General features: G+C 34.0%; 14 protein-coding genes. 10 read left to right on the top strand and 4 right to left on the bottom strand.

Annotated features, from left to right (window positions below; all coding sequences use genetic code 11):
- The first annotated feature begins 764 nt into the window (after positions 1 to 764).
- The 6 genes from KFD70_RS15530 (at position 765) to KFD70_RS15505 (ending at position 7,883) form a co-directional block, all read left to right on the top strand.
- On the top strand, positions 765 to 2,168 hold the full coding sequence (locus KFD70_RS15530) for a cytochrome ubiquinol oxidase subunit I (protein WP_336453581.1): 1,404 nt from the start codon (positions 765 to 767) through the stop codon (positions 2,166 to 2,168).
- Complete coding sequence (gene cydB, locus KFD70_RS15525; RefSeq protein ID WP_336453580.1) at positions 2,155 to 3,171, top strand: cytochrome d ubiquinol oxidase subunit II; 1,017 nt, start codon at positions 2,155 to 2,157, stop codon at positions 3,169 to 3,171. The genes KFD70_RS15530 and cydB overlap by 14 nt, the downstream gene beginning before the upstream one ends.
- Positions 3,171 to 4,892, top strand: coding sequence for a thiol reductant ABC exporter subunit CydD (gene cydD / locus KFD70_RS15520; protein ID WP_336453579.1), 1,722 nt, complete (start codon positions 3,171 to 3,173; stop codon positions 4,890 to 4,892). The genes cydB and cydD overlap by 1 nt, the downstream gene beginning before the upstream one ends.
- A complete protein-coding gene (gene cydC, locus KFD70_RS15515; protein ID WP_336453578.1) occupies positions 4,889 to 6,613 on the top strand; it encodes a thiol reductant ABC exporter subunit CydC in 1,725 nt (574 codons plus the stop codon). The genes cydD and cydC overlap by 4 nt, the downstream gene beginning before the upstream one ends.
- A 363-nt stretch (positions 6,614 to 6,976) precedes the next feature.
- Complete coding sequence (locus KFD70_RS15510; RefSeq protein ID WP_336453577.1) at positions 6,977 to 7,198, top strand: hypothetical protein; 222 nt, start codon at positions 6,977 to 6,979, stop codon at positions 7,196 to 7,198.
- 235 nt (positions 7,199 to 7,433) lie between these two features.
- Positions 7,434 to 7,883, top strand: a complete 450-nt coding sequence (locus KFD70_RS15505; RefSeq protein WP_336453576.1) for a DUF6376 family protein — start codon at positions 7,434 to 7,436, stop codon at positions 7,881 to 7,883.
- Positions 7,884 to 8,201: 318 nt separating this feature from the next.
- Here the strand turns inward: KFD70_RS15505 and KFD70_RS15500 are convergent, their stop codons facing one another.
- Entirely contained in the window at positions 8,202 to 9,203 is a 1,002-nt protein-coding gene (locus tag KFD70_RS15500) for a S66 family peptidase (RefSeq protein ID WP_336453575.1), read from the bottom strand.
- Positions 9,204 to 9,433: 230 nt separating this feature from the next.
- Between KFD70_RS15500 and KFD70_RS15495 the strand changes: the two genes are divergently transcribed.
- Both KFD70_RS15495 and KFD70_RS15490 read left to right on the top strand, forming a co-directional pair.
- A complete protein-coding gene (locus KFD70_RS15495) occupies positions 9,434 to 10,417 on the top strand; it encodes a D-alanyl-D-alanine carboxypeptidase family protein (protein WP_336453574.1) in 984 nt (327 codons plus the stop codon).
- A gap of 236 nt (positions 10,418 to 10,653) precedes the next feature.
- Complete coding sequence (locus KFD70_RS15490) at positions 10,654 to 11,253, top strand: nitroreductase family protein (RefSeq protein WP_336453573.1); 600 nt, start codon at positions 10,654 to 10,656, stop codon at positions 11,251 to 11,253.
- Between the two features lie 60 nt (positions 11,254 to 11,313).
- On the opposite strand, the gene KFD70_RS15485 is transcribed toward KFD70_RS15490, so the two are convergent.
- Together KFD70_RS15485 and KFD70_RS15480 are read right to left on the bottom strand one after the other, a co-directional pair.
- Positions 11,314 to 11,496 (bottom strand): hypothetical protein, encoded by a 183-nt coding sequence (locus tag KFD70_RS15485; protein WP_336453572.1) that lies wholly within the window; start codon positions 11,494 to 11,496, stop codon positions 11,314 to 11,316.
- 87 nt (positions 11,497 to 11,583) lie between these two features.
- Positions 11,584 to 12,354 carry a sulfite exporter TauE/SafE family protein gene (locus KFD70_RS15480; protein WP_336453571.1) on the bottom strand — a complete coding sequence of 257 codons (771 nt, stop codon included), beginning with the start codon at positions 12,352 to 12,354 and terminating at the stop codon, positions 11,584 to 11,586.
- A 184-nt stretch (positions 12,355 to 12,538) separates the two neighbouring features.
- Between KFD70_RS15480 and KFD70_RS15475 the strand changes: the two genes are divergently transcribed.
- Together KFD70_RS15475 and entFM are read left to right on the top strand one after the other, a co-directional pair.
- The gene (locus tag KFD70_RS15475) at positions 12,539 to 13,321 is read left to right on the top strand and encodes a TrmB family transcriptional regulator (RefSeq protein ID WP_336453570.1); all 783 of its coding nucleotides are present in this window, start codon (positions 12,539 to 12,541) and stop codon (positions 13,319 to 13,321) included.
- Between the two features lie 520 nt (positions 13,322 to 13,841).
- Positions 13,842 to 15,128 (top strand): enterotoxin EntFM, encoded by a 1,287-nt coding sequence (gene entFM, locus KFD70_RS15470; protein WP_336453569.1) that lies wholly within the window; start codon positions 13,842 to 13,844, stop codon positions 15,126 to 15,128.
- Between the two features lie 175 nt (positions 15,129 to 15,303).
- On the opposite strand, the gene KFD70_RS15465 is transcribed toward entFM, so the two are convergent.
- Positions 15,304 to 16,068: an alpha/beta fold hydrolase gene (locus tag KFD70_RS15465; RefSeq protein ID WP_336453568.1), complete on the bottom strand. Its 765-nt coding sequence runs from the start codon at positions 16,066 to 16,068 to the stop codon at positions 15,304 to 15,306.
- Between the last annotated feature and the right edge of the window lie 287 nt (positions 16,069 to 16,355).

Genomic DNA, 16,355 nt, shown 5'->3' with positions numbered 1-16,355 from the left:
ACCTTAGACATCATCGTTATACTATATATTATGTAATAACCTCCTATTAGGAAGTGTATAAGCCTACTTCACGTGAAAGTGTGCTGTTTCAAAAGGCCTTTTAAGGAAAAAAAGACCCCCAACCAAATTGGTTGAGGGTCTTTGAAATGTTGATAATTAACGCTTTGAGATCTGAAGTGACGCCGAGCGCCTTTAAGGCCGTATTTCTTACGTTCATTTTTTTGTACACCTTCAAGGTATTTCATCAAATGTTAAAACCCCTTAGGGATTTGTTTTTAGGTGCAGTGGTGTTTACTGCTATATTTCTTATTGTGATGGATACGTGTTTTTTGCACCAGAACCACATTTTTTAAATAGAAAGTCAAGTGTATAAAGTGATTTTCTGATTTTTATCGTTTGAAAAGTAGGTTGTATGTTTAAAAAACATATTTTTATAATATAAAATTTCTATTTCAAAAAAATTACAAAAGACATATTTCAGACAAAATCCTGTCAATAATACGTCAAAAATCATTTGAATTTATTATGTAAGTATATTATATAATTCGATTAACGAACAAAACACTGTGGAAATAGTGAAAAGGGTAAATCTCATGAAAAAAGCGTTTTTCTTTCATGTATAAAAAGACAGAAAATTTCTATTTTCCGACAATACATAGGTGATACTATCTTTTCGTATTTCCGATTAATTGAGCCGTAATGTCTATCAGTTCTAACATTACGACTCAATCTATATAAAAATTTAAGAAGGAAGTGATTTTGACATGGATACGCTCGAATTAGCACGAATTCAATTTGCATCCACGACGATTTTTCATTATTTTTTCGTTCCGTTGTCTATTGGTTTAGCTTTTATCATCGCGTTAATGCAAACGTTGTATGTAGTAAAGGGACAAGAGATTTATAAGAAGATGACGAAGTTTTGGGCGCAGTTATTCCTTGTTAACTTTGCAGTAGGTGTTGTAACAGGGATTTTACAAGAATTTCAGTTTGGTATGAACTGGTCAACTTATTCACGTTTTGTTGGTGATGTTTTTGGACCATCACTTGCAATTGAAGGGCTATTAGCCTTTTTTATAGAATCAACATTTCTTGGGTTATGGGTATTTGGTGCGGATAAACTTCCGAAGCGAATCCATCTTTTATGTATTTGGCTTTTGTCACTAGGAACAATGTTATCAGCATTTTGGATTTTAACTGCAAGTGCCTTTATGCATGCTCCAGTAGGATATGAAATGGCAGCAGATGGACGTGCGCAGATGAACGATTTCTGGGCAATTATTCAAAATCCGCAACTATGGGTGCAGTTCCCACATACGATTACAGCAGCATTGGCAACAGGAGCATTCTTTATCGCTGGTGTTAGCGCATGGAAAATTTCAAGAAGACAAAAAATTGAGATGTTTAAAAAGTCTTTCCGAGTTTCAATTATTGTTGGAACAATTGCAACAGCTCTTGTATTATTCTTTGGTCATGCACAAGCGCAGCATTTAATTAAATCGCAACCGATGAAAATGGCAGCAGCAGAAGCATTGTGGAATACAAGTGAAGATCCAGCACCATTTACTGTTGTGGCAAATATTAACTCAGAAACAAAATCAAACTCGTTTGAAATCCAAATTCCTTATATGTTAAGTCTACTGTCGTACGATAAATTTAGTGGACAAGTAGAAGGAATGAATCAAATTCAAAAGCAATATGAAGAAAAATATGGACCTGGAGATTATATTCCGCCAGTAAAAACGATGTTTTGGAGCTTTAGAGCGATGGTAATGAGTGGGACATTTATGTTACTTCTAGGAGCATACGGATGGTTCTTATCAAGAAAAAATCGTTTAACTGAAAAGCCGTGGTATTTAAAATTAATGGTGTGTGCGATTGCTCTTCCATTCATCGGTAATACAGTTGGATGGATTATGACTGAAATGGGTCGTCAACCGTGGGTTGTCTTTGGTGTTATGAAAACAGAAGATGCTGTATCACCAAATGTAACATTTGGCGAAGTATTATTCTCACTTATTTCATTTACATCACTGTATTTAATTATGGGTGGAATTTGCGTTTACTTATTCGTTCGTATTATTAAAGGACATGCGAATAAGAAAACGAAAAAGGATTATCAAAGCCATGATCCGTTTGATAAGGAGGAAGAGTATGTTATCTCTTAATGAGTTGTGGTTTTTAATTATCTCAATCTTATTTGTTGGATTTTTTGTACTTGAAGGTTTCGATTTTGGTGTAGGAACAGTTTCAAGGTTTTTAGGGAAAAACGATTTTGAAAAACGAGTGTACTTAAATACAATTGGACCGTTTTGGCATGCGAATGAAGTATGGCTTGTTTGTGCTGGTGGTGCTATGTTTGCGGCATTTCCACATTGGTATGCAACATTATTTAGCGGCTTCTATATTCCATTTGTATTTATGTTACTTGCCTTAATTACGAGAGGAGCTGCTTTTAAATTTCGTGCGAAAGTAGACAATCATAAATGGAAGAGCGTATGGGATTGGGGCATATTTATTGGAAGTTTGCTACCACCTATCCTTTGGGGGATTGCAATCGCAAACTTTATGGTAGGTATACCAATTGATGAAACTAAAAATGTTGTAGGTGGATTCCTGCAATTACTGCATCCATTTGCGTTACTTGGAGGAGCGATGTTCCTACTATTATGTATCGTCCATGGATTACAATTTCTCACAATACGTACAACTGGTAAATTAAGGGAACGAGCACGTATTGCTGCAATAAAAATTGCACCTTTTTCCTTAATCGCACTCCTTATTTTTGCCGGTGTAGGATTATGGAAAACCGATATTTTCACTGCTCATGGCACAGAGTGGATTATGGTTCCAATTGGAGCTTTTGTAGCATTATTTGCGTCAACATTATTAAATAAAAGAAGAAGAGACGGCTTAGCTTTCTTTATGACGAGTTTAACAATCATTTTGCTAAGTGCAAGTGTGTTTATTGGCATGTTCCCGCGTGTCATGATTAGTACGTTAGGAGCGATGAATGATTTAACAATTTATAATGCAGCATCAGGAGCTTACGCATTAAAACTTATGACTTATTTTTCGATTGCTATATTGCCATTTGTAATCGGAAGTCAAATATGGAGTTTTTATGTGTTTAGACAACCTGTAAAGTCAGACAATGATTTGGAGTACTAATGAAAAGAAAAAGAGGACTTCCGTTTTATCCAGGTAGCCGTATTTTATATGTAGCATTAAGTATTATTAGTATTTTAGAAGCTTGTAGCATTATTGTACAGACCGTATTTTTAGCACGTGCTATTACATTTTTATTTCAGGGAGAACAAGTACAGGGGGTGCTGAATGAAATTTTATTTTTTGGAATTTCATTTGCTGTCCGTCAAATATTGATTCGAATATCACAGCTACTTGTTGAACGTTTTGCTGAAAAAGTGGGATTGTTGCTGAGAAAACGATTAATAGAGGCATATTTTACGTTAGGTCCACGGTATGTTCAAACAGTCGGAACTGGTCATCTGGTGACCTTATCGATAGAAGGGGTTGATAAGTTTAAAACATATATTGAACTTACAATTCCTAAAATGATTCGAAGTAGTATTGTTCCGGCGTTAATTGCTATATATGTTTTTACATTAGATATAGAGTCTGCTGTTATTTTAGTTGTAACAATTCCAATTGTCATTGTTTTTATGATTCTTTTAGGATTAGCAGCACAAAAAATGGCTGATAGTCAATATGATACGTATCGCGTCTTATCAAATCATTTTGTTGATACGTTAAAAGGGTTAGAAACATTGAAGTATTTAGGGAAAAGCAAGCAACATGAAGGGAAAATTGAAAAGGTAAGTAAGAGATATAGAAAAGCAACGATTCGTACTTTGCGAGTTGCTTTTCTTTCTTCTTTTGCACTCGATTTCTTTACAAGTTTATCAATTGCTTTTGTAGCAGTAGGTCTTGGAATTCGTCTAATAGATGGAACGATTCTGTTGTTGCCAGCTCTTACAATTTTAATTTTAGCTCCAGAATATTTTTTACCAATTCGCCAAGTTGGGGCCAATTATCATGCGACATTAGATGGGCAAATTGCGATGGAGCAAATGGAAGAGATTTTAGAGCAACAAAAAGATGTGTCAGCTCATATAAATAGTGTAAAAATGATGTGGGATGCATCTAGTAGTATGGAATTAAAAGATATAAATATTTGTAATGATGAAACAGGAAAAGCGATACTAGAAGATATTTGCTTTTCATGGAAAGGTAATGGAATGATTGGCATGATTGGAGAAAGTGGAGCAGGGAAATCGACATTCATCGATGTGTTAGCAGGGTTTCTTCAGCCGTCACATGGAAGTGTAATTATGGATGGAAATATAATAAATACAAGTACGCGTGAAGCGTGGATCCAAAATATTGCTTACATTCCGCAACAACCATATATTTTTCCAATCTCATTAAGAGATAACTTATGTTTTTATGAGCCAAATACAATGAACGAAGAAGTAGAAAGAGTAATAGATGAGGTTGGTCTTCGTTCACTTGTTGATTCGCTTCCAAATGGAATGCATGAAAAGATTGGAGAAGGCGGTCGTATGCTAAGTGGAGGACAAGAACAGCGTATTGCAATGGCTCGTGCTCTTTTAAGCAAAAAGCCGATCATTTTATTAGATGAACCGACAGCTCACCTTGATATTGAAACTGAATTTGAGATAAAGCAAGCGATGTTACGTGTATTTAAGGGGAAGCTTGTCTTTCTTGCAACTCATCGTCTTCATTGGATGAAACAAATGGATCATATTCTTGTTTTAGAAAAAGGTAAGATTATAGAAAAAGGAACATATGAAGAGCTTTTTGCGAAAAAATCATTCCAATTTCATACTGAAGGGAGAGGAACGAAATGAATAACTGGATTGGGCCTTATATAAAGCACAATAAAGGGAGAATGACTCTGACTCTTATCCTCGGCCTTCTTGGGGTGAGTTCAGGAGCAATGCTACTTTTCATTTCAGGCTATTTAATTTCTAAATCTTCTCTTCGACCAGAAAATATAATGGCTGTATATGTTCCGATTGTGGCAACGCGAGCGTTTAGTATCGGGCAAGCGGTCTTTCATTACGTAGAGCGCTTAGTTGGACATGATGTGGTTCTCCGTATATTAGAAAAAATGCGCACAAAGTTGTATAGAATAGTAGAACCGCAAGCTTTATTTTTAAGGTCTCGCTTTCAAACTGGTGATGTATTAGGTGTATTATCTGAAGATATCGAGCATCTACAAAATCTATATTTGCGTACAATATTTCCTAGTATATTAGCGTTAGCTATATATAGTATATTTGTTGCTGTCCTTGGTACATTTGATTGGATGTTTGCACTTATAGCAGGAAGCATGTTAGCTGTTATTGTCTTTCTCCTTCCATTCGTATCGCTATTTATGATGAAACAACATCATGTTATATTGAAGCGAGGTAGGAATCGTTTATATCAACAATTGACAGATGCTATATTTGGATTAGCTGATTGGCAAGCAAGCGGCAGAACAGCTGAGTTTGTAAGAGAATATACAAAGCAAAATGCCCAGTTAGTAAAGATTGAAAAGAAGATAAAATGTTGGCATCATATTCGAGATGGGATCATTCATTTAATAGTAGGAATTGTTGTCATTTCCATGATCATTTGGACTGGAAATCAAGCGGAAAGTGGGCAAATTGCACCAACAGTAATTGCGGCATTTATATTAATGACACTATCAATAACAAATGCGCTTATCCCTGTCTCAGATGCAATTGATCGAATTCCATCTTATATAGAGTCTGCACATCGGCTTAATGGTGTGGAAAATGATATGGCTCCACAAGATGAACAAGAGAAGGGTCAAGATAAAAACGAGGTTGTGCCAAAAGATGTTGAGATTGAATTGCACAATGTGTCATATAGTTATTTAGAAAGTAACGAGTTAGTATTAAAAGATATATCGCTAAAAATAAAGACAGGAAAAAAGATTGCTATTTTAGGGAGAAGCGGGACAGGGAAATCTACTTTATTAAAATTGTTAACTGGCGCTCTGAGTCCGATAAATGGCCAAGTTTTACTAAATGGAAAATCAGCACATACGAACCTGTTATCAAAATATATTTCTGTGTTAAATCAAAAACCACATTTGTTTGACACGACAATTGGGAATAACGTGCGTATCGGAAGACCTGAAGCTGTTGATCAAGATATTTGGAAAGCTTTAGAACAAGCACAAATCGCTTCTCATGTTCAGTCTCTTCCGGATGGATTACAAACGAAAATGCATGAGATGGGGAAGAGATTTTCTGGAGGAGAAAGGCAAAGAATTGCTTTTGCAAGAACTCTTATACAAGAAGCACCCATTATTATACTGGATGAACCAACTATTGGCTTGGATCCTAAAACGGAATCAGCTTTATTAGAAACGATGTTTACAGCAACGAAAGATAAAACTGTAATTTGGGTAACACATCATCTTGTAGGGATTGAGCATGTGGATGAAATTATTTTTCTTGAAGATGGTCACATCACGATACAAGGTAGTCATGAACAACTTCTTGTAGAGAATGAGAAATATCGTAGACTCTATGAGATGGATAAAGGAATATAAGAATATCATTATGAAAAGCACGAATTCTTGATAGTTTAAGGTTTGTGCTTTTTTATCCCGCTGCTACTTTAGGGCAGTAATACTCCCACCTCAAAATTCGGGGGGAGCAAAGAAGTTAGGTGGGAGATAAACTGCCCGTAAAGGCCCGATTGGTGAGGGCTGATAATCAGTGGGGGATGAGGAAAACCCCACTGATTAAAGTTTCACTTTATTTTGGAGATTTTAAAAGAGCGGTTCGTATGACTATGGGATATGAATGTTTTATCGAATGGAGAGTATCGAACGATTTATAAGTGGGTTTAGAATCTAGCAGATAAAGGCAATACTGAGCCGTAGTAGGAATGTAAGTGAAAGGATGATTGTATGTTTGAGGAAGATGGGATAATTTTACTTATGGAACCTGTAGATGAAAGAAATCTTAGGAAATTTATTTTGACTATACCTCAGTCAGTTTATAAGAGAAAAGAAATTTCTTTACAATATGGAGCGGCTATAGGGGAAGGATACACAAATGTTATTGAGGAAATTATCAGTGTTCATATAGAATCAGAACTTGTCACTGTTATAGGATATGTAAGAAAGTAAGCGGCAGGATAAAGAACTTGACATACTTAAGTGATGCTTGAGTATGTCTTTTTTTCATGAAAAATCCGTATGCTTTTCAAAATTGATTATGAAAAGGAAAATGAAAAGTTTTGCTAGAATATATAAGTTGAGGTATTAAATAGCTAGTATTTTGAATGAAAGTATAACGAAAGGAATAAGTGTTTATAAATGTATAGAAGAAACAATGGATTCGTATTCATTTAGGAGGTAAAATATGAAATTAAAAAAGACAATCTTACTTGTGTTTTTAATTACAATTGGTTTAATGGGATGTACTGTAATTGAAGAAGGTAAGAATTCAATTGATTATGCTCAAAAGGCTACAGACTATGTGAATGAAGTAAGTGCGTTTGCAAATGAAGCGCCGGGATTAGTAGAAAAGGCAATCAATGATAGTGCAGCCCGAAAAGAGTTAGAAACTAAACTCGGAGAAATTCAAAAGGATATTCCAGCTTTTAATGAATTGACACCTCCAGATGTAGCAAAGGACATTCATCAGCAAATTGTTGGATATAATGAAAAGTTAAATGCGTTAATTGATACAACGATGAAAAAGATAGAAGAAGGGAAAATGGATGTAGAACAATTCAAAAACTCAGAGCTTATGCAGACAGTGCAACAAGTTCAAGATTTAAAAGATAAAGTGCAAAATTTAGGGCAGTAGGGAGGATATGAAAAAAGTCCGTTATAAATAACGGACTTTTTTCTATATAATAAGGATGTATTTTCTTATTGTATGGAAAACAACAACTCTAATTTCAATGATAATGTTACCGATTACTTTTTCCTTTATAATGATTTCATCTAGGAAATACCAACCGAACATTGAAATGATGAGGTAACTTAGTGACGCTAATATAGATGCTTGTTTTAATGCAAAAAATATTTAGCCCAGCATTAATTCCTAATAAAGAGTTGTTTTTTTGTTAAATTTGTAAGTAATTTAAAATAAAGATATTCAAAGAATCGTTAAACTTCATATTTATTTTTTCCATTGTTCAATGATACTTACTCTTTTATTTGTTGCATCCATCTCAACTTGAGCACCAATTGGCATAGTAATCATCGGATGTGTATGGCAACAATCAAAGTCTGCAAGAAATGGCAATTTATGATCCTTTAGCACTTCTAGTAATATTTCATGTGGTTTTCGATTTGTACTGCAATCGTTGAATTGCTCATGTTTGCCAAGAATGATTCCTGAAATTTTATCAAATACGCCGTTAATTTTAAGCAATGAGAAACTTCTTTCAATGGTAGCGGCGTCTTTGGAGCTATCTTCAATAAAGAGAATATCTCCTTCTTTAATATCAGGCATAAATGGGCTACCCCATATACCTTGTAGTGTATTTAAGTTTCCGCCCATTAGTCTTCCCGTTGTTTTTCCACTATTTACACAAATCCACTCGTTTTTTCTTAGTTCTTTCTCCTTTGTTTTTTCTTCCCAGTTTATAAATTCATCTGTCCAAAATAAAGGTATATCTAGCTTATAAGGGACGTCTTGATTATCCATTAAAGCTTCTTTAAAGTATGTATAAGTAAAGTCTACAAAAGGTTCAAATTCACCAAAAGAGGGGACAAGTGCTGGTCCATAAAATGTAGTAATGCCTGTTTTTGCATAGATTCCAAGTAGCAAAGCTGTAGTGTCTGAGTACCCAACCATAATTTTCGGGTTTTCTTTAAATGCTTCATAATCAATATAAGGTAAAAGAGAGTTTGAATTCATCCCGCCAATTGTTGACATGATGCATGTAACATCAGGATGTTTAATTAGTGCGTTTAATTCTTCAGCACGTTCTTGAATGCTTCCTGAACGATAAAAATCCTGCTTGCCTGTAAGATGGCCTTCTAATATGCGGAATCCTTTATCTTGTAAATATTTTTTAGCCCGACTAAATCTTTTGGGCGATGTATATGTTACGGGTGAAGAAGGAGAGTAAATACCAATAGTATCTCCTTTTTTTAAGGGATTAAGTAGTATCATTGTATTGATCCTTTCTTGTAAAGATGGGGAGCTTTTAAGTAACTTCAAAATATGATATTAGAAAATTTTTATTATTCAATATTGCATTTTAGTATAACATATACTTAACAAATAATCTTGAGAAAATAGTTATCTTGGATTCTTTCCTGTTTGACCTTGACGATTTAAAGTCATTGTTGTTATGGTTAAATTTGAAATTATAAATAGGTAGAGTAAAAGGAGATTTAGTGATGAAAAGGTTAGGGTGGGGAAGCATAACAATACTCTGTGCTATTATTTTGGGTACATGTTGGTTCTTTTTCCAGGGGAGTATCTTAGAAAAGAATGAGCCAAATGTTTCCAAAGCAAAAGAAAAAATGACAATAGGTGGTCCGCCTCTACAAGTAGCAGAGTTACCAAAAACAGGATTATCTGAAAAAGTAATCCCGCAAAAGTATATACCAGTGATTGAAGCAAAAGCCGCGATGATTATGGATGCGAGTGATGGACAAGTATTGTATAAAAATCATGAAGAAGATGTGCTTGCCCCAGCGAGTATGTCAAAAATGATGACAGCATATATTCTTTTAGAAAATATACATAAAGGAAAGATTCATTGGGAAGATCAAGTGAAAATAAGTGCTAAATCGGCACAAGCGGAAGGCGCTAGAATTCCGGTGCAAATAGGAGATGTATTAACAGTTAAAGATTTATACCATGCGTTAATGATTCAATCTGCTAATAATTCTGCGGTTGCTTTAGCGGAGCATATAGCAAAGACAGAGCCAGATTTTGCAGGGCTTATGAATCAAACAGCGAAACAACTGGAGTTGTCAGAAGCGACTAAGTTTGCGAATGCCTCTGGGTTGCAAGAAGTTGATGGAAGTGAAACAAAGATGACTGTAGCTGATGTAGCAAAATTAGCATATCATCTTGTCAAAGATTACCCAGAGATATTAGATGTTACACACTTACGTCAAAGTCAGTTAGCATTTAAAGGCACGACTGTTACAAGTACAAATGAAATGTTAAATCCCGCTAACCAAGGATTATTCATAGAAGGAATGGATGGACTGAAAACAGGCTTTACTGATAGTGCGGGTTATTGTTTTACAGGGACTGCAAAACAAGGTGATAAACGAATCGTAACAGTTGTTATGGGTACAAAGAGTAAAATGAAACGTTTTACAGAAACACATAAATTGATGTCCTATGGCTTTGAAATTACTAAGTAGGTGAAGGAAGACAGCTTATTTAAAACTCGAATTGAGTGGAAGATAAGCTGTTTTTTTATTTTAAGGGAATATAAAAAGTATCAAAAACAAAAACTGAAAAGTATGAGTGTTATTGGTTGAAATTGTTTTTCTGTGTAAATATAATAAAGTTATAAACTTATTATTAATAAGTTAGAGGCGAGATATAGCATAATACATATTAGTAAGCCTCAAATAAAAAATTGGAGGGAATTAGTATGGCAAAAGATTTTTATTCAGCGATTGAAGACAGAAGATCCATTTATGCAATTAGTAAAGAGCAAGTTGTTTCTGATGAGAAAATTCAAGAAGTAGTAAATCATGCTGTAAAGTATACACCTTCATCTTTTAATTCTCAGAGTGCAAGGGTTATTGTTTTATTAGGTGAACAACATGACAAACTGTGGGATATTACAAAAGAAACATTACGAAAAATTGTCCCGGAAAATCATTTTGCACCAACTGAAGAAAAAATGAACGCATTTAGAAGTGGCTATGGAACAGTTTTATACTTTGAAGATAGTAAAGTAGTAGAAGATCTTCAAGAAAAGTTTGCGTTATATAAAGACAATTTCCCGACTTGGTCTCAGCAATCATCAGGAATGCTACAATTCGCGATTTGGACAGCGTTAGAAATTGAAGGATTTGGGGCAACGCTGCAACATTATAATCCTTTAATTGATGATAAGGTAAGAAAAGAATGGGATATTCCAGAAACTTGGAAATTGATTGCTCAAATGCCGTTTGGTAAACCAGTTGCACCGGCAGGGGAAAAAGAGTTCCAGCCGTTAGAAACTCGAGTGAAAGTTTATAAATAAAGTATAAAAAAGGATTATCAAAAATTGATAATCCTTTTTTATGCCTGTTATAGAATATTTTTATAATTTATAAGGGTCTTCTTTTGCTAATTCATCTCTTTGTTGTTTTATAGCCATTTGTAATTCATTCTTTTTTATTTCAATGGTTGCTACTCTTTTGAATGTCAATAAGGAAAGTAAGTATACGAGTGCATAATGAAATTCATTATAATGTTTTGGACTACTATTGATAATTTGCTCCATTAGTAATAATAAGCCTCCTGATATTCCGGTGTATAAAGATTATTTTATCAATTAAATGCTACAAATACCATATTACCTAGTCTTTGTTTAGACAATCCCTAAATAATCTGCAATATTTTTCCCAATAAGAAATAACGTTACAATGATAAATAATACCCGTACATAAGATACCCCTTTTCTGATTGCGAAATTGGATCCAACAAAAGCCCCAAGAATCATCGCAAGTCCCATTGGAAGACCGTATGCAAAGTTAACGACATCTAAATAAAGAAAAATCATAAGTGCAGCGATGTTACTAGCAAAATTTAAAACTTTTGCATTACCTGCGGATTGAAGGAAATCAAAGCCGATGATTAAGAATGTAAATAATAAAAATGATCCTGTCCCAGCACCAAAAAAACCATCATAAAATCCAATGATAAAAATAACAGAAGAGAAGAAAATTCCTTTTTTAATAGTCATTCCGCTATAACTTGCATCTTTTCCCCAATCTTTTTTCATAATCGTGTAAATAGCAACAGCTATTAATAGTATAAGTACTAACGGTTTTAATATTTCGGATGAAATATGTTTGATGACAAAGGCACCGAGTATAGATCCAATAAAAGTAAAAGGGAATAACTTAGAGACTAATTTGAAGTTCACATTTCCAGAACGAATAAAGGAAATAGTACTCATAAGTGCTCCCATTGAACTTGCCAGTTTATTTGTTGCAATGGCCGTTGATGGTGGGAGCCCGGTGAATAGCAAAGCAGGTATAGAAATTAAACCACCGCCCCCTACTACAGAATCGATAAATGCAGCTAAAAAACCTGCAACAATTAAAAAAAGCATGGTATAAAGATTGATGTCCTCCATATGTATTTCCCCCATTATAATGAATTTTTAGTCACTACTAAAATAGTACCTATTAAAATACTATATGTAAATGAATATTTAAATAATTTATTCGTAATGTTTACTAAGATTATTTTTATGGTTACTATTAAAGTAATAACTACTGTAAATGTGTAGAAAAAATTGAACACATAGGAGGCATACAATGGATGATTTACTACAAAAAATTCAAATGCTTGGTTTAAACCAATATGAAACAAAGGCATATGTTTCATTAGTGCAACAAGGAACTTCTAGTGCTTATCAAGTTAGTAAAAATTCTGGAGTGCCTCGTGCACGTATATATGAAATATTAAATGCCCTTGAACAAAAAGGCATTGTAATGAAGGAAGAAATAAATGAAGCTGTGCAATATTCTCCTTTACCTGTAGATGTGTTTTTAGAAACTGTAAAAGAAAAATGGGAAGAGACTTATACATATGTGGAGAAAGAATTAAAACAATTTGAAAAGAAAGATCCTGAGGTGGATCCGAGAGTGACTACTTTGAAAGGTGAAGAAAATATACTAGCTTTTTGTAGAATATTAATTCGAAGAGCGCAAAAAAAGGTTGTTTTGTCAATTTGGGATACTATGTATGAAAAGTTGTTAGGAGATTTAAAAGAAAAAGAAAGAGAATGTAGCTTAAAAGGTATTGTTTTTCATGTTGAAGATCCGTTGCAAGGATTAGAAATTCATAGGAAAACAAGTTACGTTGATAATATTGGGAGCCATAAATGGTTTATTTTATCAATTGATGGGAAAGAAATGGTATATGGTCATTCAATAGAACAAAAAGGAAATGCTTTTTATACAGATGATCCAGTCCATGTATATTTGCTAGAAAATTATATATGGCATGATATACTAGTGAATCGTTTAGTAAGGAATAGTGATCAAAATATGGACTCTTGGATTGCTCCAGAACGGGATAAATTCTTTTCTATATAAGATAAGATTTTAATTAGTGTGGAATCATCTTATAGATGATTCCTTTTTACTTAACATTTTTAGTGCTACTTCATTTGAGAAAAAGTGTTACTTTTAGTCAATAGTGAGTAAGATATAATTTTTTAGAATACTATATAGTTGATAAATGTCTAAATTTTTGTCATGATAGAAAGGTGACTCATGAAAAGAACGATTATGTAAAACCAGTAGTAAGATTCAGTGTTTACTAAGGTACTACGTTTTTATTTGTGTCATAGGTGAAGAATGGATTATACTGGGGACTTCGATTCGTTTTTTAATAGAGGAAGTATAGCTTCTATTAAAAATAGGCTATATTTGAAGTTGAAGTTCACATGAAGTTCACACAGAAGTCACATTGATAATTTAAAATAAACGACGTGTGAAAAAGAAAGCCCTTGTATAAAAATGGAATTTAATATGGATGTTATTTCTAATATTTATATGAAATATTAATCTCATTTTTTAAGAGGGTAGTAGGGAAAGGGAGTTTATACAACTTATGAAAAAAGTACTAGCAGGTTTAGCAGCAGCATCTGTAGCTGGCGTAGCAGTTCCTGGAATGGATTCTGCACATGCACAAGTTTCATCTGATGCACTAAAAGAAATTAATGGACAAACACAAACACAAACACAAACACAAACAACTGAAACAAAAGCAGTAGAAACAAATTCTGAACTGAAATACACAGTAACAGCTGATGTACTGAATGTTCGTTCAGGTGCTGGCACAGACCATAACATTATTTCTAAAGTAAAAGAAGGTCAAGTGCTACAAGTAACTGGCCAAGAAAACGGTTGGTTTAAAGTAAATGTAAATGGTCAAACAGGTTATGTAAGTGGAGACTTCGTAACTACTGGTGGAAAGAAAGAAACTTCTGTTCAACAAGGAACAGGTAATTATACAGTTAACGTTTCTTCACTTAACGTACGTACAGGTCCTAGCGCGTCTCATACTGTTTTAGGTTCTGTAAACAAAGGTCAAACAGTACAAGTTGTAGGTGAAGTACAAGATTGGTTTAAAATTAACCATAATGGTGGAACTGGATACATAAGCAAAGACTTCGTAACAAAAGGCGGAACAGCTGTATCTAACCAAACAGAGAAACCAGCTACAAACAATAATGTTACACTTCAAACTGGTGGATCATATGTGGTTAACACAGGTGCTTTAAAAGTGCGTACAGGTCCAGCTACATATAACGCTGTAATTGGTGGCGTAACAAATGGTCAAACACTACAAGTTTCTGGTGTGGAAAATAACTGGTATAAAATTAACCATAACGGTAGAACAGGTTATGTAAGTGCAGACTATGTGAAATTTGTAAAAGGCGGAACAAATAACGTAACTACGCCTTCTCGTCCAACTACTGGCGGTGAACAAGGAAATACACAAACAGAAAAACCAACAACACCATCTGCTAATGGATCATCAATTGTGTCTATTGCACAATCACTAAATGGTTCACCATATAAATGGGCAGGTACAACACCTGCTGGCTTTGACTGTAGTGGTTTCGTTTACTACGTATTAAAACAAGCAGGTCATTCTGGTGGACGTCAAACTGTTGCTGGCTACTGGAGCTCTAAGACAAAAACAAGCAATCCACAACCAGGCGATTTAGTATACTTTAGCAATACTACTGGTTCTGGCGGTATGACTCATATGGGAATTTATTTAGGAAATGGTCAGTTCATCAGTGCAGAAACTGAAAAAACTGGTGTAAGAATTCAATCAGTAAATAGTTCTTACTGGAGTAAACACCTAGCTGGTTATACAAAAGCATAATAAGAGAATTTAATTCTTCAATATTATAAGGAAAAGCTTTCTAGGAAACTAGAAAGCTTTTCTTATCTTTAGTTTTGTTTTTTTTACATAAATAAATGATAGAAATGAAAAGGAGGGAAACACTTTTATAAATACATGTTTCTCTTTTTTTCATTTTGTACGAATATATATTTTTCTATTTTAAATCTCCGTGTAAAAAGCGAGAATATAAATCATGGAAATAACTAGGGCGAAATAAATTTGCGGCATGCCCAGCTAGCGGGATTTCCCTGTATAACACGTTCGGTAGAATAGATTTTAAGTCGAATAGACAAGATTTGTAGAGGTGATCATGTTCTCCCATTACCCATAGAATAGGCTGCGACAGCTCTTTTAAACGAGATTTTAAATCGAATTCTAAACGGTGCTTGAGCGATTCAACAATAATGGACGAGTGTAGTTGTAACCCAAAGCGATAATAAATGTTTTTTGAGATGACTGCAAATGGATTTGCTTTTAATATTCCACTTGGGAAAATTGTATTTGCATATTGATATAGCCAAGTAGAATAGTCATGTTCTCTTTTATCCCAAAATTTTCGAAAGACATTATATAAAAGGGATGGATTATTATAATGCCCACCAATATGGCAAAGGCTTAATACTTTTTCAGGGTATTTGTGTGCAAATATAGTAGCAATATAGCAACCATAACTTAAGGCGCAAAGATGAGCTTGTTCAATTCCTTCTTTTTCATAAAGGTCAGATAGCTGTTGTACTAATCGGTCTAAAGAAAATTCGATTGCTTGTCCTTTGTCTTCACCATGTCCTAGCAAGTCATACGTTATTATATTGTAGGAAGAAGAAAAACGTTTATATTCCTTTTTAAAGGCACGACGATTTCCAACTAATCCATGAATGAATATAATGGTTTTTTTTTCGGGATTCTTGTTTGTTTGCAAAGGGATACTCCTCTCAATCAATGAAGATTAGTAAGGTTTATGTGATATTCCTACAATAGTAGGTTGTAAAAATACAGTTTATATATATTTGAATCATTATTGTATGATTCCTTTTTTTGAAACGTAAGAATGCTCATTTGTATAAGTACCAGGTAATAATATCAGATAATTATGCCTGTTGTAAAGATGAGATTTGATGTGTTTTATTACCAAATAAGTGGACCGTTTACATTCAGTTTACATTCATACCGTATTCTAGTTTTAGAAATAACCGCTTGGTTTGAAAT

Source organism: Bacillus pfraonensis, from assembly GCF_050768835.1.
Lineage (GTDB): Bacteria > Bacillota > Bacilli > Bacillales > Bacillaceae_G > Bacillus_A > Bacillus_A pfraonensis.
This window is presented reverse-complemented; position numbering and strand designations above follow the sequence as displayed.

Coding starts and splice junctions, on each gene's coding strand:
- KFD70_RS15505 (WP_336453576.1), top strand. CDS start 7,434: ATGAAATTAAAAAAGACAATCTTACTTGTGTTTTTAATTACAATTGGT.
- KFD70_RS15480 (WP_336453571.1), bottom strand. CDS start 12,354: ATGGAGGACATCAATCTTTATACCATGCTTTTTTTAATTGTTGCAGGT.
- KFD70_RS15530 (WP_336453581.1), top strand. CDS start 765: ATGGATACGCTCGAATTAGCACGAATTCAATTTGCATCCACGACGATT.
- cydD (WP_336453579.1), top strand. CDS start 3,171: ATGAAAAGAAAAAGAGGACTTCCGTTTTATCCAGGTAGCCGTATTTTA.
- entFM (WP_336453569.1), top strand. CDS start 13,842: ATGAAAAAAGTACTAGCAGGTTTAGCAGCAGCATCTGTAGCTGGCGTA.
- KFD70_RS15475 (WP_336453570.1), top strand. CDS start 12,539: ATGGATGATTTACTACAAAAAATTCAAATGCTTGGTTTAAACCAATAT.
- cydC (WP_336453578.1), top strand. CDS start 4,889: ATGAATAACTGGATTGGGCCTTATATAAAGCACAATAAAGGGAGAATG.
- KFD70_RS15490 (WP_336453573.1), top strand. CDS start 10,654: ATGGCAAAAGATTTTTATTCAGCGATTGAAGACAGAAGATCCATTTAT.
- KFD70_RS15495 (WP_336453574.1), top strand. CDS start 9,434: ATGAAAAGGTTAGGGTGGGGAAGCATAACAATACTCTGTGCTATTATT.
- cydB (WP_336453580.1), top strand. CDS start 2,155: ATGTTATCTCTTAATGAGTTGTGGTTTTTAATTATCTCAATCTTATTT.
- KFD70_RS15510 (WP_336453577.1), top strand. CDS start 6,977: ATGTTTGAGGAAGATGGGATAATTTTACTTATGGAACCTGTAGATGAA.
- KFD70_RS15485 (WP_336453572.1), bottom strand. CDS start 11,496: ATGGAGCAAATTATCAATAGTAGTCCAAAACATTATAATGAATTTCAT.
- KFD70_RS15500 (WP_336453575.1), bottom strand. CDS start 9,203: ATGATACTACTTAATCCCTTAAAAAAAGGAGATACTATTGGTATTTAC.